Raw genomic sequence first — 17,593 nt, forward strand, 5'->3', positions numbered from 1 at the left:
GTCAAAGCCAGGAGTGTTGCAGCCAGGAATGCGGAGAAACGGGTTTTCATTGAGGTGCTTCCTTTTAACAAAATAAGGTTGGTATTGCTTACTGCTGTTTTTATGTACGACTTGGTTTGTTTAATTTAAAACTTTAAGACCAAAAATCTTTACCACAGAGACACAGAGGGTGGAAAGACTTCTTGCAAGAAGTCTTCGTTTCGCAGGCGAGTGGCATGCCACTCGAAGTCCCTGCTACACCACAGAGAAAAACATGAGGAGGAATTTCGTTTTGCACAGAACCGATTGAGTGAATACTTGCTGCCGTTTCTGTTTCAGGTTTCTCTGTGCTCCTCTGTGTCTCCGTGCCTCTGTGTTGAGAGGTCTTGCTCTTGTTTATTCCAACTTCCAGACGTACTGCACTTTCGCCCAGGTCTGCTGTGGCTTGCCATCAACGGTACCTGGTTTGTTTTTGCAGGAACCTGACATCAATTGGGAACGAACTGCATTGTCCAGACCGCGGAAACCACTGGATTTGTCAATCTTGACATCGGCTACCGAGCCGTCTGCACCGATCAATACAGACAAGGCGACGGTACCAGTTTCTTCATTACGCAACGAGGCGCGTGGGTATTCTGGTTTGCAACCACCGACGTTGAAGTCGATCACGCCGGGTACTGTCACTGGGCCAGTGGCCTTGGCTTCGACGGGCGGCGCTGTTGTTGGCGGTGCCTTGGTGAAGACAGGATTGTCTGGCTTGACATTCGACACTGCCGTAATGGTCGGCTGCTGTTGTGCCGGTTGCTGCACCTGGACTTCCGGTGGCGGAATGAACGGTGGTGGCGGTGCCAGCAGTTTTGGTGGCGGTGGTGGTGGCGTGTCTGGTGGCGGTGGCGGTGGCTTCACCTCTTCCACGATCTTGGTTTCCAGTGGTTTGATGACCACTTCCATGGCCTTGCGTGCCAGGCCTGATACCAGCGCCCATACGACAAGTATGTGAAATAATATGACCAGCCCCAAACCGATAAATTTCTTTCCCGGCTCTTGCTGGCGATTTGAAAAATCCATTCCGGCTGTCTCCTCGTTCTTAGAATATGAAGGCGGTAATAATAACCGCTGTTGGTGAAAAATTCGCGTTTCTTGGCTGAAAACTTTTCATATTTTTTGTAGTAAGCATATTGATAGGGCTATTTGTAAACATATATATCTTCACTTGTATCAATGGAGTGCCTGCTTTGTAAGCAAATACTATGCATTTTCCGAACAAGTCCCTTGTTTTAATAAGCAATATTTGAACCATGTTGTTGCCATGTTTTGTGGCAAAAATTGCTTTTATAAAAGATTTGCGCCCATAGTCCACCCATATTTCACCCACAATTGCACTAAAATCATCAGCGCCCAATATAGCTTATGCCCTAAAACCAACCATCATTGTTGAATTCTTTACTCGTTCTCAACAAAGCGATGGCACTCAGGGCGGGAATGCTAAATCTGCCACCAGCTTCATCATATTTTGCCTCGGTCGCAATGCGCCGGTCTGCCGCACCTGTAGCACGATAAGCCGGGTGCAGCATGGGCACCCAGGCGCTGAATTGGGTATTCCTCATATTTTTATCGGGTATGGCCTTGTTGATGCTCACGCCAAAGCTATCAAAATTGCTGACAGGTTTATATAAGTCATCCACAGCACCGGCAATTTGCAGGCTGGTGTAGTTAGATTGTTAATCTGAAAATCAAAACCTCTCAACACAGAGGCACGGAGACGCAGAGAAGAGCAAAGAGGAAACATAAAGGACGGTTTTTATTCACTCTATGAAGTTTTTTCCTCGGTGCTTCCTCTGTGTCTCTGTGCCTCCGTGGTGCATGGTCTTCTCATTCAAATATATCAACGACCCCGTTATCCGTATTCACGTCGGCCATGCCTGTATGGGCGAGCCTATTATCTCCTGTGTAAAACAAAGCTGCTTGTGTATGGGTATTTAAATTGTTGTAGTTAAAAAGTAGTGCAACTACATAAGTAATTTTTTAAATTGCTTTGTTTTGATAGTTTTATTGTGGTCTAAGCCAACATTTTTTCAAATTTTAAACCATAAGTCACAAATTTGTTAGACATCATGCATTGATATATGTAGTATTGTTACATAAATTAGATGCTGACTAGTTTCATGTACCAGTCAGGCTCAGGCATAGAAAATGTGAATGGTGAGATGTTGAGCAATAATCCAAAAAAATCAGACAGTATGAGTCCGCGCTTGCTGGCAGATATAGGCGGCACTAACGCGCGCTTTGCTTTGGAGGTGGCAAGCCATGAATTCGTCGCCATAGCCGTGTTGGCATGTAATGCCTATCCCGATCTGCAATCTGCAGTTGCAGCTTACTTATCGAGTCCTGAAGTGCTTGCTGCGTGTTCGGATGCAGTAAAAAATGCCGCCATCGCCATTGCTAATCCTGTGGATGGTGATGTTGTGCGCATGACCAATCATCACTGGACTTTTTCCATAGAGTCTTTGCGTCTGGCAGCAGGTTTTGATCATCTGGTTGTGGTCAATGATTTCACTGCTTTAGCCATGGCCTTGCCACATCTGACCGCCAATGAACGTGTGCAAATTGGTGGCGGCCAGCCGCAGGCAAATCGCGCCATAGGTTTGATAGGCCCGGGCACTGGTCTTGGCGTATCCGGCATTATCCCTTCAGGATCGCATTGGCTGCCTTTATCCAGTGAAGGTGGGCATGTCAGTTATTCGCCCAGCGATGAAACAGAAATTGCCATCCTGCGCCAGGTCTGGAAAGAATATCCGCATGCCTCTGCCGAAAGACTGATTTCTGGCATGGGGCTGGAGCTGATGTATCGCATCCTGGCGCAAATCGATCATCAGCCGGGGATAGCAGAAATGAATGCAGCTGACATCACAGGCCGTGCCCTTGATGGCAGTTGTGCCATCTGTTCCCGCACTGTCAGCTACTTTTGTGCCATGCTGGGTACTGTCGCCGGTAACCTGGCCATGACCCTGGGGGCCACAGGGGGCGTGTACATAGGCGGAGGTATAGTCCCGCGCCTGGGGGATTTTTTCGTGCAATCAGCCTTCCGCCAGCGCTTTGAGGCAAAAGGGCGCTTTGTCGATTACCTCGCGCAAATACCGACTTATCTGATCACGGCAGAGTATCCTGCATTTTTGGGCGTGTCTGCTATTTTGAATGAACGATTGGCTTTATCTAGCATTGCTGACATCGCTGATATTTGAATGAGAAGACCATATACCACAGAGGCACAGAGGAAACACCGAGGAAAAAACTTTATAGAGTGAATAAAAACGGTCCTTTATGTTTCCTCTTTGCCTTTCTCTGTGTCTCCGTGTCTCTGTGTTGAGAGGTCTTGATTTTCAGATTAATAATCTAACTCCATATCCATGAATACATCCTTGGCAGTGCAAACAAACGACTGGTGGCGTGATGCCGTGATTTACCAGGTTTATCCGCGCAGTTTTTTTGACAGCAATGGTGATGGCATAGGTGATTTGCCTGGCATTACAGGCAAGCTCGATTACATCGCCAGCCTGGGCGTGGACATCGTCTGGATTTCGCCTTTCTTCACATCACCGATGAAAGACTTTGGCTATGATGTGGCCGACTATTGCGATGTCGATCCCATCTTTGGCACGCTGGGCGACTTTGATGCCTTGCTCAAGCGTGCACATGAGCTGGGCTTGAAGATCATGATAGACCAGGTCTTGTCGCATTGTTCGGAGCAGCATCCCTGGTTTGTGGAAAGTCGCAAGAGTCGCGATAATCCCAAGGCTGACTGGTATGTCTGGTCCAATCCCACGGCTGATGGCTCACCACCGAATAACTGGCTGTCTGTATTTGGTGGTTCAGCCTGGCAATGGGATGCACGCCGCCGACAATACTATATGCATAATTTCCTGGTCAGCCAGCCGGACTTGAATTTTCACCATCCTGAAGTGCAGCAGGCGCATCTCGACAATATGCGTTTCTGGCTGGAGCGTGGTGTCGATGGCTTTCGCCTCGATGCCTGCAATTTCCATTTCCATGACCAGGCTTTGCGTGATAATCCGCCGAGTCAGGTGCGCGATAGCAAGACGGTACAGGACAATAACCCCTATGGCATGCAGGCACACATCCATGATAAGACCCAGCCAGAGAACCTGGCTTTCCTGGAGAAAATCCGCAATCTCTTGAATGAGTATGGTGCAATTGCCATCGGTGAAGTCGGTGCAGATGATTCACTGGCAGTGATGGCAGATTACACGGCAGATGGTAATAAGCTGCATATGGCCTACAGCTTCAATTTATTGACGGCGACTTACTCTGCCGCCTATATACGCCAGCAGGTGGAAGAATATGAGGCGCGCGTCAAGGGCGGCTGGGTATCCTGGTCGGTAGGTAATCATGACTCGATACGTGTCATGACACGCTGGGGTGGGGCAGGGGCGACACCAGAATTTGCCAAAATGCTGCTGGCCATGCAAATGGCATTGAAGGGTACACCCTGCCTGTATCAAGGCGATGAGCTGGCATTGACAGAAGCCGACATCGCCTATGAAGATATACAAGACCCCTATGGCATTACTTTCTGGCCAGAATTCAAGGGCCGCGACGGTTGTCGTACCCCCATGCCCTGGCAGGCGGAGCAGCATAATGCGGGTTTTAGTTCTGGCAAGCCATGGCTGCCGGTTCCTGTCGAGCATGCAAGAAATGCCGTGTCGACGCAAGATCACGATGCACAGTCTGTCCTGAATTTTGCCCGTCATATCCTGGCCTGGCGTAAAAAATATCCGCAACTGAGCAGGGGTGAAATCAGTTTCTTTGATGCGCCCGAACCCGTATTGGCGATACGCCGCGACCTGGCGGGTAGCAATAGCCTGCTGGCGGCATTCAATCTGGGTAATCAGGCGATCAGCTTTAGCTGGGCGGAGGCGCAGGGCGCGCGGCAATTGCCGGAGGCTGGATTAAGCGGGCAACATCTGGCTGATACTGTCGAATTGCCAGCCTATGGGGCCTGGTTTGCTGAGATCATCAATTAATTAATTTGCAGTGCGCTTGACAGGGCTGTGCTGATGCACAGCTCTTTTTTTGTAGATTGATAGCCTGAAATGACCAGCACAGTAAGCTGTTCGCGGCTAAAGCCGCTCCTACGAAATCAAGGGCGACTTATTTATCCGAAACCAGGCTGCTTGTCGGCACTTAGTCGACACTTAGTTGACACTTAAGCAGTGTATCTCTCATCCAAAGGCAGCCAGTCAACCACTTGCTGGAATTGTTCCAGGGCTGGATTATCTGGTGAGTAGTGATTCAGCGGTTGTTGAAAGGCGAAGGCCATGCTGACTTCGTCATCGCGTGGTATGCCATAGGGTATCATGCGTTCGCCATACGAATTTGCCAGGGCAGTTGCGATATCTGTATTGAGTTTATTGCCGGGTTCAAGCTGGTTCAAGAGCAGCACACAATTCTCTAATGTCGCATGCGTTTCCATATTGCCCAGCCATGATTCCATGGCGGGGATGGTGGCATAAGAGCTGGCATCGGCCAGTGCCACCATGATGACGATATCGGCGCAATCCAGGGCCTGGCGCAAATACACGGAAGGGCCGGGTGGCGTATCGATGAGTACGATGCCATCTTCCGGCAAGCCTAGCTGGTGCAGGCGTTTTCCTATCCAGTCAGGATGGTTGCTCAGGCATGCTTCAAAGCGCTTACGTTGTTTTTCATTGACTTCACCGTAGGGCAGGTTGATGACATTGTAGTCAGAAGCGAAAGCAAGTTCGCTCCAGTCACCGTCCTTTTCGGTCTGGAATGCAACGCCTGCTTCCAGCGCGATACCCAGGCCGAAATGCAAATGCAGGCTATTTTGCGGGTCCAGATTCAACACGGCTATGCTATCCGGGGCAGCGTTTTCGGCTAAAACTGCGGCCAGATTCGCGGTCACGCTGGTTTTGCCGACGCCACCTTTCATTGAAACAACTGCAATAATTTTCATCTTTTGAGTACTTGCCCTATCAATCGGCTTTCACCAGCTTGTGGCGGGGACTTGTGTTCACCTTTTGCCAGGCGTTGAAATACGGCACTGACTGAGTCAGGCTGGTCAGTTTGCGCGCTTGCTTGCTTATGATTCATATTGTTTGCTGATGGTGCCAAGTGCCGTAATTGGCTGGCAATTTGATGCGCTTTTTCAGGAATATGGCTGGGTGGTTTTTGCAGTTGCTGTGGGGCGCTGGATGACTGGATTTGCCAACGTGCTTCTTTTTCTGCTGTTGACAAGAGGGCCGGGCGCTCAGCCTGTCTGGCTGCGATGGATTGCAAAACAGGCCAATGGTCTGGTTCTGCAATGGTATCGTCCTGGCGTTTTATTGTCACTTCCCACTTCCCTTTTAGCTGGACATAGACATTATTTATCGTATGTTAAATTATTTTATCAATCATTCAGGATGCAAGATAGGAATACTTTAGAGGCTGTTGTGAAATTAACCTGGCGTTGTTGCGCTTCCAAGATGTAAAACACGGTACTAAAGTACTGTCTGCGTCAGCGACGCCTAGCCGGGGGCGCCTAGCCATCTTAATTTCTCAACAGCCTCGGTCATTAACAGGAAGTTTACCTGCCTGTAGTTGCTGGCAGCCGACAAAGCCTGGCATCGCTGATGCTAAATCCCTGCGTCTCACCTGGCCATATCTTGAGTCCTGTATAGGTTTTAGCATTAGCTGGCAAAGCTATTTTCAGAGTATGCGGGCTGCCATCAGCATTAATGGCTATCGTCCATTTGCGGGCGCTGATTTCGCCTTTCATGGCTTCCAGAGTCAGGCTTTGCGCGGTCTTGCTGGCGATGCTGACTTGCAGGTAATCCTGGGTATCTGCCGCCTGACTGAATTGCAGGCTCACATAATCAGGAGCCGATGTCTTGGAAAATTGCGCACCATGCGCGTCTTGTGCACCGCTTAATTTGACGCTGGCAGCACTGGCACGACATTGCGTTTGCACCATGGCCGTGACGCGCTGCAGCCATTCCTGATTGTCACTGCGATAGCGTGCCTCGCGATACAGGAAGGCAGGCGGGGCGCGCATATCCCTTTCCGGCATTTCCCAAATCAGGAATTTGGGTGGCGTATTTTGAAAAGCATCATCGCGCAGATAGCTTTCCATGCCTACCCAGGATCCCTGATCAGCGCCTACGGCTATCGCCAATACATCTTTTTGCAAAGTAAACTTCAAAAACTCAGGAAAGCGTGTCCAGGGCTTGGAATAGCTGCTGCCCACCAGGCTGATCATGGGTGCTGCTGCATCTCCCAGCAAGTTGCCACCCGATGCCGCTTTAGTGATTTCAGCATCCAGCACATACTCAGGCGCATAAGTGGGGCCGCCTTTCGGGAGTTGCTGTACCAGGTCACGCGAGACAGTGGCGACGGCTTGGTCCGACCAGCGCATGCTGTATTTTTCTGCGGGGATCTGGCGTAGTCGGGCTTTCATGCCAGCATCTGCTTCCAGGCTGCTGGCCACGGTTTCTGCAGCCAGCAGGGCGCCTGCAGGTGTCCAGTGGCTGTCCAGGCGAAAATAAAGATTTTTCTCCGGGCGATTTTTAGAGCTTTGCAAAAAACTGCTGTTCAGGTCGATGACTTTCACCCCTGCGGCACTCAAAACCTGTGCCATACGCTGATAATTTCCCGCCATATAGGGGTTGAGTTTATGTTGCTCAGGCAAATGCTCCTGGTAAATGCGGGCTTTCAAAGGCACCATCGCCACCACCAGGGTAATGCCATTCTCATGCAAGGTCTGGCTGAAGGATTTGATCAAATCCAGCGAGCTATTGGTGGCGGCCAGATCCGCACTATTTGCCCATTCATAGCGATAAAACAGCCAGTCGTGCTTGCCCGCAATGGCGGCGGCTTCTTCGGCGCAGGCCGTTGTGGCGCTCAGGCAGCTCGCTGTCAGACAGAACAAGGCCATGCTGGAAAGACGTAGAGGTGCGCGCAGTATGATATTGCTCCTTGCTATTGCGTTTGTGATGTTTGCTGGACCTGATTATTTATGAGCAGGTGCTTCAACTGCATTTTTTGAGACGCGGACCTGCAAGACAGAGTGGGCGTCCAGAGTCAGGAGTAAACTATAATTGTCGCCGCGCTCCAGCACAAGCGCAACTCTCGCCTGCTGCGCGGCAGGGCTGCTGCAATCCCCTTTGCCTGCGGGCTGGTTGGCAAATGGGCAGGCCAGTAATTCTACTTTGATGGGATTGACTGCGAGTGCATGACTGCTCAAAGGTGCGAGCGCACGAAATACACTGGTCTTGCCATCAGCGGTACTGATATTGAATTCGCCTGATTTATCGGCTAAATGATAGACCGTAATGTTGGCCTTCATGCGGTTCAAACCGGTTTTATCTTCAAATATCTGTGGTGCTGACTGGGGAATGGTATATGCCAGCGTCAATACTTGCGCCGGGCGCACATCAATGCGGGTAGTGGCGATGATTTTCGCTTTTGGCTGTGATAGCAACTGCAGTTCATGCGGGCCAGCACGCAGTACCATATAGTCGCCAAATTTCCCTTCCCGTATACCTGCCTGGCGGGGCTTTCCATCCACCAGCACATCGAGCTGTTCATTTGGGGTGAGGTGGATGATGCGTACATATGCTGCATCTGCGGGTGGCTCAGGGTCATATAAGACCCCCGTTAATTGTGCCAGAACAGGCCTGGCTACGAACAGAACAAAGCAAAAACTGACAAGCGGCCAATACCTGGGCCTTGCCAGCCAGGCTGCAGCGATTGGGAAAACAGTGAGAACAGACACGATGAACTTTTCCTTGATCTATAAATCACATCGGCGTTTCATACTGATGCACAACCTTTGCAAACTTGGGATAGATAGCAATAAATTAACAAATGTTCATGTATTTCCAGCCATGACAGGAAATTGCACATGATAAGATGATGAGATAGTGACAATTCAAGTGTATCGACTAACTGCATGACAAAAATGTTTTGCCATTTCAACAAAGGCACCCGCCATTATGCATGAGAGCCCCGTCCTTGCCAACGCCAGCCTGAGTATCCCTGGCTTGCCCAGCCTGACAGATCAGATGCTGAATGGCGGCTTATATGCGCTGATTGCAGAAATGCCACCGGCCCGCGTTCCCGTGCTTGCCAGCAGTCTGCAATATGCCTGGAGCAAGCAACAAAATTGCACCATCATTCTACCCTCGCATCCAGAAGCATTTCTGGAGCGCATAGACGCACTCGGCGTCTACGATACCAGCAGGGCACTGGAAAGTGGCAAGCTGCAAATCTTCTTGCGTCAGGATAATTTTGCAAAAAACATGTTTCGTTTTGGCGCAGAACGCTTTGCCAAGGAACTCGATCATTTTGGTATCCAGGATGACAGTTATCTGATCTTTGATCAGGCAGACGAATTGTTCAGCCTGCATGATCTTTCCCTGGCCATGGAGCAGGTAGAGGCCCTGCGCCTGTGGTTTGGCAGGCATAGGGTCACGGCCTTGCTGGTGTTTTCACGTTTGAGTGGCCATAGCGCCGAAACCTTGCAAGCCATGATGGATCAACTATCCGGCATTGTCAGGATAAGCAGTGGCCGCCCTGGTTTGGAACTGACTTTTGATTACTGGCAGTCGCCTGAAGGCACTGTCGCTGCGCGCCAATATCCCTTGTTGACGCTGGATAATGGCATGTACAGGATAGGCGCGCGTGCGATTGAGGAATCGCCTGAGCAGTCAGAGATATACGCCCAGGCTGCTCCGGCAAAATTCTTTTACATGGATGATGACCTGGCCAGTCTTGCCCATGAATCCGCAGGCAACTGGCAACAAGTCAACAGTCTGGTCGGCATGATGCATGCCACTCGCGGTTTGCAGGCAGTGACGGTGTTGCTCAGTTTCCAGCGCCAGACTGAGTTGCGCGAGTTGGCCGAGACTGTGCACACACTGCGCATGAGCCTGGGTAAAAAAGCCCATATCGTGATACGGGAAAAGCAGGCTTCATTGCGTTATCAAAATGAAGCACTCTTGCTGCGCCTGGGCGTTAACCTGGTGATACATCGCGACATACCGGAAAGCCGTTTGCCCTTATTGCTGGAATCGCTGAAAGGCCAAAGCTTTGACCGTAATGTCGACATTGATTTTGAAATTGCTCTGGCCAGCGTCTTGCCTTCCGGCTTGCGTGGCTATTTATTGCCACCACGCTTTGCCAGGGAGATAGGCCTCATCATAGAGCGCGGTGCAGCCCTGAGTATCCCTTGTGTACTGGTGATAGGTGAGCTGGTGCATGGCACCAGCTTTCCAGAGATCCTGGCGCGTATCAATATTTCCCGCCCTGGTGATCTCTTGTCCAGCGATGGCAGGGCATGTTATCTGTTTTTTAATGCCTGCCCCGAATCAGCATTGCAATTGACACTGGAGCGTATCCTGGGTGCGGCAGCTGCTACGGCTTTTCATGAAGTCAGATATTTGACAGACCGGCAGGATATCGTCCTGGCTTTGGCAAACCTGGCATATGCCGCCAAGGATGCACAACTCCCTGATTATTCCAGCGCCATTCCGGCAATGCTGGAATCTATAGAGCCAAAAGCGCCAGCAGAGTCAATTGTGCCCAAGGAGGATTTTCCCTTTCTTCCCAAATCGCATACACCTGAGAAGCAGGCAGTGGTGCCAAGTGTCATGGCCGCAGTCACGCAAGCTGACATACCATCTGAGCAGGAACAGCCTGAATCAGCGAACGACTTTGCCATGACAGCAGAGGAAGAAGACGAACAGGATTTTTCCAGCGATACAGAGGATCAATTCAAATTTAATCCAGTGGCAGGAAGTGCTACCAGGGCAGCCAACCAGGTGTTTGGCAAACAACCCGCGCCCAGGGCCACGCGTGCCACTTACAAGAAGCAACCCGTCTGATGAATTCGTCAGCAAATATTCAACACTAAGAGTCTATGCGTATTTACCTATCGAGCAAGAAAGTAATGTTCTCCTTGCCTGCATTATTGGCAGTTGCAACCTTGGTCCATAGCCCTATGTCCATGGCGGCGGATGCACCAGTGGCACCACTTAGCCCAGCCCAGCAACAAATCCTGGATTTGAATGCGGCCCAGGATTATCAGGCTGTCGGTAGCAAAGGTCTGGAAGTGCTGGATAAAGAAAAAACCGAGCCTGGCCTGCGCCTGATCATTGCCAATAGCCTGGCCTGGTCAGGGCGCATGCGCAAAGCTGAGCTGCAATACAAAATATTATCCAATGGGCCGCTGCGCAAGGATGCTCGCACGGGCCTGGCCAATGTCTATCGCTGGAAGGGCCGGGACGACCAGGCCCTGCCGCTCTATCAATCGGTGCTGGCAGAAGACCCACAGCATGCAGGTGCCAATGAAGGTTTGCTATATGCCATGCGTGAACTGAATCCACGCACCCTGATTAGCGCCGGTGCGGCACAAGATTCTGGCGATGCCAGGCGCCGTGAACTGAGTATCAGCCATCGCTGGCGTGATGATAGTGGCAGCCACATCTTTGAAGTGAGTAGCAGTGGCACCCGTGATCAATTGCCGCTGACCACGACCCAGCAAAGAGAAGTCGGCTTTGCCTATCAAAACCTGAAACTGCCGCTGGAGCCACGCCTGGAGCTGGATGCCCAGGCAAAACCCAAGGCTGATCTTTTTGGTAACCTCAAGCTAAAGATAGATGAAGGACGTTTCCTGGTCGAAGTCGGCAGGACCAATTGGGGCAAGGCCGCTTTTAATGCCAATGCCCTGGCAGATGATTTGAATGCGGCCCATGTCGGTGTCGATGCCAATCTGAATTTCGATGCCGGACAATTCACCGAGCATGTCGATGTCTTTCGTGTCTCCGACAGTAACGTGATACTGACCAGCCGCAGCAATTTCATTCCAAACTGGCGGCCCTTCGGGCACCGTATTAAACCCTTTGTCGGTGTAGAAACACGTGACGTACGTTTTTACTCCAATAAATACTGGTCGCCTGTCGATGGATTTGGTACAGCGTATGTCGGTTTGCAGGGTGAGTTGGCCAATGAAAACTGGAGCCTGTACGGCAGTGGCCAGGCGGGCACCCGTTTGTACGGCGAAGCAGGCAGCAACTGGAGCCTGGGCATGGGCGGCAAACTCTGGCTGGATAAAAACCTGGCCATAGGTGTCAATCTCTGGTCCATGGCCAGTCGTCGCGATAATGCCCGTTATCGCGCAAAATCATTTTCCCTGAATCTGGAGAAACTTTGGGATTGAGGCAAATCTATCGCTACCTGATTGCGGCTGCCTCCATTGCCGGGGTGCTGTATCTGTTTGTTATCAGCCTGGGTGGCATATGGAAATTTGACCTGGGCAAATTTAGTGTCTTGTTTGAAAACCTGTTTCTCAGCGTAGTCTCAGCCTATCTTTTATTTTTCCTGGCTTTGCTGGTGCTCAGGTATGCCATGCTCATCCTGTATTCCTTCATGGAACACCTGGAATACATGATGAAGCGCCGCCAGGAACCTGAGGGCAACGTGCATGACGAGGCCTCATTGCCTATGATCACCCTGGTGGTGCCAGCCTATAATGAGGGGCCAGTGATACAGCCAGCCTTGCGTTCACTATTGTTGCTGGATTATCCGAATTATGAAATCCTGGTGATCGATGATGGTTCCAGCGACGACACTTATGAAAAAGCCCTGGCCGTGGCAAGGGAAGATCATCAGGTCGCTGTGCGTGTCATCACCAAGAAAAACGGTGGCAAGGCTGATGCGCTGAATACCGGCATGAGTGCAGCGCGTGGCGAGTTCATCCTGAACATGGATGGCGACACCAAGCTGTCACGCAATACCCTGCGGGTTTGCATACGCCATTTTGATGATCCACGGGTTGGCGCGGTTGCTGGCAATGTCAAGGTGCTCAATCGCGAGAACCTGCTGACCAGAGTGCAGGCGCTGGAATATGTAGAGGGCCTGGCCATGGCGCGCAAGGCACAAAGTTTCATGCGCGCAGTCAATATCATACCCGGCCCACTGGGTATGTTCAGGAAGAGCGTCTTGCAGCAGGCTGGTGGCTATGACCATGATACCTTTGCCGAAGACTGCGACCTGACCTTGAAACTGCTCATGCGTGGCTGGCACATTGCTTATGAGCCTACGGCAGTCGCTTGGGTAGAAACCCCCAGCCGCCTGCTGGATTTACTGAAGCAGCGCTATCGCTGGACGCGGGGCATCTTACAGGCCACCCGCAAGCACAGTTCTGCCCTGTGGAATCCCCGTCGTGCCGGTATCAATTTTTTCATTTTATGGTACATGCTGTTTGAAGGCATCATGTGGCCATTTTCCACCGTGCTGGGCAATCTGTTTTTTGTCTATGTCGGCCTGCAATATGGGGTGGTGATTTTTCTGTTTTACTGGTGGCTGCAACTGACGATACTTGATATCGTCGCTGCCACCTACTGCGTCATCGTCGAAGAAGAAGATCCTTCGCTGATTTTTTATGCCGTTGTGTTCAGGCTGTTTTACATTACGATTATTGATATTTCCAAGGTGTTTGCCACCATAGAAGAATGGCGCGGAACGGCAATGACCTGGGGCAAGCTACAAAGAGAAGGCAAGCTTTGATATGGACCTGATTTCTATACTGGCAACCGTGATACTGATCACCACCATAGGCACGCTCGTGGTGGGTGTCGCTGCTTATATTGCCTTCAAACTGCGCGACAAACGCAAGCCCAAACGCAAGGATACTACGACAGAAGAGCAGGGGGAAATACAGGCGATTTTCCTGAAACGCTATGTGCCAGTGAAACAGATTGCGACCAGCACACCGGACAAATCATCGTAATCCATTCATCGTAGCCCATCACTATCAACGTCAGCATCGTTTTATTAAGTTTATCTTTCATGCAAACAGAAGACCCGGGCGGTTTTGAAAACAGACCTGCCTACCGCCGCATAGGCACCTATTTATTGGCCCTGATTGTGCTGGGCATGGCTGTATCCGTATTTGCCTACCTGTCATCGATGCAGGTACTGGGCTGGCAAATGCCGGAATTCAATTTGCAGACCCCTTTCCGCTCTGCTGGCAGTAATAATTCCACACCTGCATCCAGGGGACTGTATCTGTATGTGTCACCGAATACCCGCAGCTATTTTTCTTCCATAGGGGGCAACTATGATCGCTTGCTGGCACCCTGGCATGCGTATGCCAAACAGCGCCAGGTCAGTTTCAAGGAAATCACGGATACCCAGGCATTAAGCGATCTCAAGGATGGTGTCCTGGTGCTGGCCTCGGCCGTGGCACTCAGTGAGCAGGAACGGGCTGCTCTGCAAAATTATCGTACCCAGGGTGGCTCCATCCTGGCGACCTGGGCCAGTGGCACCCGCAATGAAAAAGGAGAATGGGCAGGCTGGCAATTCCTGGAAGCCATGGGGGCTACTTCCAAAGGGGAAATCGCGCTCGAATCCAAGGCCCGTTACCTGATCTTGAATGGTGAAACACCGGTGACCCATAGCCAGGCGGCTGGCCAGCGCATCTGGCTGGGCAATGCCTCAGAGAGTCTGCTGCGCTTCAACGGCAAGGGCGCAGCCAGCATCATGGACTGGACCAGGGTGCAAGACCCGGAGCGAAAAAATGAAACTGCCGTGTTATATGCGGAGCCCAGTGCCGAGAGCGGGCGCAGTGCCGTATTTGCCTTTGCTGAATCCGCCTGGGAATCACAGCCTTACCCCATTTACAGCCTGGTCGACGATACCCTGAGCTGGCTGCAAAGAAAGCCTGCCTTGTTGCGCGCAGCCTGGCCAGAAGGCAAGTATTCAGCACAAATCATAGAAATGGATACCGAACAAGGTTTCGCCAATGCCTTGCGCTTTGTTACGCTGATACGCGGTATCAATTATCGCGGCAGTTTTTATGTGCTGACCTCTGTGGCCAAACAATTCCCTGATGAGATGAAGCAACTGGCACGCGACTATGATATTGGTTATCACGGTGACACCCATATCAGCTTTAAAGACCAGAGCTTGAATGAGCAGGAAAAACGCCTGCTTGCCATGCGCGAAGACATCAAATCTATTTTGCCCGACTTGTCAGCCATCACCGGTTTCCGTGCGCCGCTGGAAGGCTATGACAATACTACCCAGACTTTGTTGCAGAAAAATGCTTTCCTGCACCATGTGACCGACCCCAATAGCAGTGAAGGCCGCTTGCCCATGTTTGTCAAAATCGATGGCGTCAGCAACGAGAATGCCATGGTCTTGTTGCCACGTACCCAACGGGATGACCTGAATTTGAGCAAGGAACAACTCGATGTAGAGCAGACCAGGCAAGCTCTGATCAGCGATGCAGAAACCAGCAGGCAAATGGGTGCATTGGGTTTGCTCAGCGTACATAGCCAGAGCTTTGAAGAAAACAGTTTGCTGACCCAGGCTTTTCCCGCTTACCTGGATTACCTGAAGGCGAATAGAAGCAGCATCTGGCTGGCCTCATCTTCACAGGTTGCCAACTGGTGGCATGAGCGTGACAGATTGAAATTATCTTCTACTGTCGCAGGCAAGCGTGTTGAATTTGATCTCACCGTTACCGGCAAGAAGCCACTGGCCAATGCCAGCCTGATCTTGATACTGCCGCAAAAATCCCAGTTGCCAAATGTGCTGGGCTTAAAGATAGGCATGCCCAAGGCCACGGTAAAGCGCATAGATGACTTCCGTGCTGCCATCACGTTTGAGGTGTTGGAGCCGGGTAATTACGCCTATCAGGCAGTATTCAATTAAGGCTTATTTCCTGCCTGCCAGCCAGTCTGCCAGATGCTGGATATCACGGCTGGCCTGTGCATGAGGGGCATATTGCAAGACTGATCTTTCATAGGCCAGGGCTTCCGGCACCAGGGCATCCCTGTGGATGACCATGGGGGCCATCTTGCTGCCAAAGCTATCCATCATGGCGGCCCTGACTTGCTGCCCCAGTTCGCTGTTTTCCTGCATCTGGTTCAGCAGTATATGAGTAGCACAGGTCTTGGTCGCCGGGTCTTTGCCATATTCCGCCAGCAATTTGAACATTTTACCCAGGCTGGAATACGAGGCTGCATCGGCCAGAACGACGATCAGTGCATGGGCTGCTGCTTGCAACACCTGTGGCAGATAAACCGTGGCACCAGGCGGTGTATCGAGCAGGATGTAGTCATAGCCTATGTCCTGCAAGCCTGAAATTGCCGTCGCTAACCAGGCCGGGCGTGCCTCCAGTTCACCTTCAAATTCCAGCAACTCTTCTTCAGTAACACGACCAAAAGGAATGAAGTCGACACCAAACGGGCTTTCAAAAATCACTTCAGGAAATATGCCTTCACGTACCAGGCCAGCATCATCATTCGGGTCCATACCGAGGTGATGACGTACCGCATTTTGCGGATCAAGATCGATCACCAGAACACGTTTGTCACGCTGGCTCAGGGCGATGGCAAGATTGCTGGTCAGCGTGGTCTTGCCTACGCCACCCTTGCCGGAGATGAGGGAAATTACATGCATGATTGCATAGGAAGTGAATTCTTTTCTAAGTTACTGTGGGCGTTGTGAACCTATGCTGCTCACACAAACGCGACACGCAGTTTACCTTCAATTTCCTTCTTTGATAAGCCTGGAGCGTGAGCAGGTTTGCTTAAGGCGGCATGGTGGTCGAATCAGAAAACTGCTTACGATAATTGCCCGGACTATTCGCCACGATGCGGCGGAAATGGCGGCGCAGTGATTCTTCCGAGCCAAAGCCTGCCAGCTCGGCGATCTGTGGCAGGCTGGTGTTGGGCGACTCCAGTAATTCCTTGGCGATGGCGACGCGTTCGCGTATCAGCCATTCGCCGGGTGCCATACCTGTGCTTTCCTTGAAATGGCGCTGCAGGGTGCGCGTGCTCATGGCGGCTTTTTCTGCCATCGATGCCAGGTTATGCGGCAGGGCAGGGTGGGCCCTGATCCAGTCCATCAGTTTGGCAAGGCGTGCATGCTCATCGCTGGGCATGGGGCGTGGTACAAACTGGGCCTGGCCACCTTCACGGTGTGGTGGCACTACCAGGCGCTGGGCCACCAGGTTGGCGACTTTTGCGCCATGGTCTTTGCGCACCAGGTGCAGCAACATATCGAGTCCGGCGGCAGAGCCTGCCGAGGTCATGATCTGCCCCTGGTCCACATACAAGGCATTGGTCTGCACTTGAATTTGCGGGTAACGCTTGAGCAATTTTTCGGCATAACGCCAATGGGTGGTCACGGTCTTACCATCCAGTATGCCTGCCGCTGCCAGGATGAACACGCCTGAGCAAATACTGCAAATACGTGCTCCACGCGCATGGGCTGCACGAATTTTGTCGAGTAAAGCCTCAGGCGGGATTTCATCCGCATCGCGCCAGCCGGGGATGATGATGGTATCTGCCTCGTCCAGCATATCAAGGCCGTACGGCACTTCCACCGTGATACCGCCTGCTGCACGCAATTTGCCCGCATCGGCAGCGCAGACGGCAAACTCATACCAGGCTACCCCCAGTTCCGGGCGTTGCAAGGCAAATAATTCTACCGTGCAGCCAAATTCAAAGGTGCATAGTTGATCATAGGCAAAGCAGATGACGAGATGAGGTTTCATGGCCAGATATTACCGTAAACGCGCATT

The 17,593-nt window shown here is 51.4% G+C and carries 15 protein-coding genes; 7 read left to right on the plus strand and 8 right to left on the minus strand.

The features are described from left to right. Positions 1 to 375: 375 nt before the first annotated feature. Positions 376 to 1,047 (minus strand): energy transducer TonB, encoded by a 672-nt coding sequence (locus tag ACO0LF_RS29140; protein ID WP_423020539.1) that lies wholly within the window; start codon positions 1,045 to 1,047, stop codon positions 376 to 378. Between the two features lie 347 nt (positions 1,048 to 1,394). Further along, the gene (locus tag ACO0LF_RS29145; protein ID WP_423020541.1) at positions 1,395 to 1,664 is read right to left on the minus strand and encodes a hypothetical protein; all 270 of its coding nucleotides are present in this window, start codon (positions 1,662 to 1,664) and stop codon (positions 1,395 to 1,397) included. A gap of 465 nt (positions 1,665 to 2,129) precedes the next feature. Between ACO0LF_RS29145 and ACO0LF_RS29150 the strand changes: the two genes are divergently transcribed. Further along, on the plus strand, positions 2,130 to 3,221 hold the full coding sequence (locus ACO0LF_RS29150) for a glucokinase (protein ID WP_423020543.1): 1,092 nt from the start codon (positions 2,130 to 2,132) through the stop codon (positions 3,219 to 3,221). A 165-nt stretch (positions 3,222 to 3,386) separates the two neighbouring features. Further along, positions 3,387 to 5,021 carry an alpha-amylase family glycosyl hydrolase gene (locus tag ACO0LF_RS29155; RefSeq protein ID WP_423020545.1) on the plus strand — a complete coding sequence of 545 codons (1,635 nt, stop codon included), beginning with the start codon at positions 3,387 to 3,389 and terminating at the stop codon, positions 5,019 to 5,021. 182 nt (positions 5,022 to 5,203) lie between these two features. On the opposite strand, the gene bcsQ (ACO0LF_RS29160) is transcribed toward ACO0LF_RS29155, so the two are convergent. The 4 genes from bcsQ (ACO0LF_RS29160) to ACO0LF_RS29175 form a co-directional block, all read right to left on the minus strand. Continuing rightward, a complete protein-coding gene (gene bcsQ / locus ACO0LF_RS29160; RefSeq protein ID WP_423020547.1) occupies positions 5,204 to 5,974 on the minus strand; it encodes a cellulose biosynthesis protein BcsQ in 771 nt (256 codons plus the stop codon). Then, on the minus strand, positions 5,971 to 6,351 hold the full coding sequence (locus ACO0LF_RS29165; RefSeq protein ID WP_423020549.1) for a hypothetical protein: 381 nt from the start codon (positions 6,349 to 6,351) through the stop codon (positions 5,971 to 5,973). The genes bcsQ (ACO0LF_RS29160) and ACO0LF_RS29165 overlap by 4 nt, the downstream gene beginning before the upstream one ends. 235 nt (positions 6,352 to 6,586) lie before the next feature. Then, positions 6,587 to 7,933 (minus strand): alginate O-acetyltransferase AlgX-related protein, encoded by a 1,347-nt coding sequence (locus tag ACO0LF_RS29170; RefSeq protein ID WP_423020551.1) that lies wholly within the window; start codon positions 7,931 to 7,933, stop codon positions 6,587 to 6,589. Positions 7,934 to 8,008: 75 nt separating this feature from the next. Further along, the gene (locus tag ACO0LF_RS29175; RefSeq protein ID WP_423020553.1) at positions 8,009 to 8,773 is read right to left on the minus strand and encodes a DUF4397 domain-containing protein; all 765 of its coding nucleotides are present in this window, start codon (positions 8,771 to 8,773) and stop codon (positions 8,009 to 8,011) included. Between the two features lie 220 nt (positions 8,774 to 8,993). Here ACO0LF_RS29175 and ACO0LF_RS29180 point away from each other — a divergent pair, with 220 nt between their 5' ends. From ACO0LF_RS29180 to ACO0LF_RS29200, 5 genes are all read left to right on the plus strand, one after another. After that, positions 8,994 to 10,883, plus strand: coding sequence for a BcsE family c-di-GMP-binding protein (locus tag ACO0LF_RS29180; protein ID WP_423020555.1), 1,890 nt, complete (start codon positions 8,994 to 8,996; stop codon positions 10,881 to 10,883). 65 nt (positions 10,884 to 10,948) lie between these two features. Beyond that, positions 10,949 to 12,217: a tetratricopeptide repeat protein gene (locus tag ACO0LF_RS29185; protein ID WP_423020557.1), complete on the plus strand. Its 1,269-nt coding sequence runs from the start codon at positions 10,949 to 10,951 to the stop codon at positions 12,215 to 12,217. Beyond that, the gene (locus tag ACO0LF_RS29190) at positions 12,208 to 13,566 is read left to right on the plus strand and encodes a glycosyltransferase family 2 protein (protein ID WP_423009432.1); all 1,359 of its coding nucleotides are present in this window, start codon (positions 12,208 to 12,210) and stop codon (positions 13,564 to 13,566) included. The genes ACO0LF_RS29185 and ACO0LF_RS29190 overlap by 10 nt, the downstream gene beginning before the upstream one ends. Position 13,567: 1 nt before the next feature. Continuing rightward, the gene (locus ACO0LF_RS29195) at positions 13,568 to 13,789 is read left to right on the plus strand and encodes a hypothetical protein (RefSeq protein ID WP_423020559.1); all 222 of its coding nucleotides are present in this window, start codon (positions 13,568 to 13,570) and stop codon (positions 13,787 to 13,789) included. A gap of 59 nt (positions 13,790 to 13,848) precedes the next feature. After that, on the plus strand, positions 13,849 to 15,717 hold the full coding sequence (locus tag ACO0LF_RS29200; RefSeq protein ID WP_423020561.1) for a polysaccharide deacetylase family protein: 1,869 nt from the start codon (positions 13,849 to 13,851) through the stop codon (positions 15,715 to 15,717). A 3-nt stretch (positions 15,718 to 15,720) separates the two neighbouring features. On the opposite strand, the gene bcsQ (ACO0LF_RS29205) is transcribed toward ACO0LF_RS29200, so the two are convergent. Both bcsQ (ACO0LF_RS29205) and ftrA read right to left on the minus strand, forming a co-directional pair. Next, positions 15,721 to 16,467, minus strand: a complete 747-nt coding sequence (bcsQ, locus tag ACO0LF_RS29205) for a cellulose biosynthesis protein BcsQ (protein WP_423020563.1) — start codon at positions 16,465 to 16,467, stop codon at positions 15,721 to 15,723. 130 nt (positions 16,468 to 16,597) lie between these two features. Then, a complete protein-coding gene (ftrA, locus tag ACO0LF_RS29210) occupies positions 16,598 to 17,566 on the minus strand; it encodes a transcriptional regulator FtrA (protein ID WP_423020565.1) in 969 nt (322 codons plus the stop codon). Between the last annotated feature and the right edge of the window lie 27 nt (positions 17,567 to 17,593).

The sequence above is a fragment of the Undibacterium sp. Di27W genome, assembly GCF_049340345.1.
In the GTDB taxonomy this organism is placed as follows: domain Bacteria; phylum Pseudomonadota; class Gammaproteobacteria; order Burkholderiales; family Burkholderiaceae_D; genus Undibacterium.

Coding starts and splice junctions, on each gene's coding strand:
- ACO0LF_RS29140 (WP_423020539.1), bottom strand. CDS start 1,047: ATGGATTTTTCAAATCGCCAGCAAGAGCCGGGAAAGAAATTTATCGGT.
- bcsQ (WP_423020547.1), bottom strand. CDS start 5,974: ATGAAAATTATTGCAGTTGTTTCAATGAAAGGTGGCGTCGGCAAAACC.
- ACO0LF_RS29200 (WP_423020561.1), top strand. CDS start 13,849: ATGCAAACAGAAGACCCGGGCGGTTTTGAAAACAGACCTGCCTACCGC.
- ACO0LF_RS29150 (WP_423020543.1), top strand. CDS start 2,130: ATGCTGACTAGTTTCATGTACCAGTCAGGCTCAGGCATAGAAAATGTG.
- ACO0LF_RS29185 (WP_423020557.1), top strand. CDS start 10,949: ATGTTCTCCTTGCCTGCATTATTGGCAGTTGCAACCTTGGTCCATAGC.
- ACO0LF_RS29170 (WP_423020551.1), bottom strand. CDS start 7,933: ATGGCCTTGTTCTGTCTGACAGCGAGCTGCCTGAGCGCCACAACGGCC.
- ACO0LF_RS29180 (WP_423020555.1), top strand. CDS start 8,994: ATGCATGAGAGCCCCGTCCTTGCCAACGCCAGCCTGAGTATCCCTGGC.
- ACO0LF_RS29195 (WP_423020559.1), top strand. CDS start 13,568: ATGGACCTGATTTCTATACTGGCAACCGTGATACTGATCACCACCATA.
- ftrA (WP_423020565.1), bottom strand. CDS start 17,566: ATGAAACCTCATCTCGTCATCTGCTTTGCCTATGATCAACTATGCACC.
- ACO0LF_RS29155 (WP_423020545.1), top strand. CDS start 3,387: ATGAATACATCCTTGGCAGTGCAAACAAACGACTGGTGGCGTGATGCC.
- bcsQ (WP_423020563.1), bottom strand. CDS start 16,467: ATGCATGTAATTTCCCTCATCTCCGGCAAGGGTGGCGTAGGCAAGACC.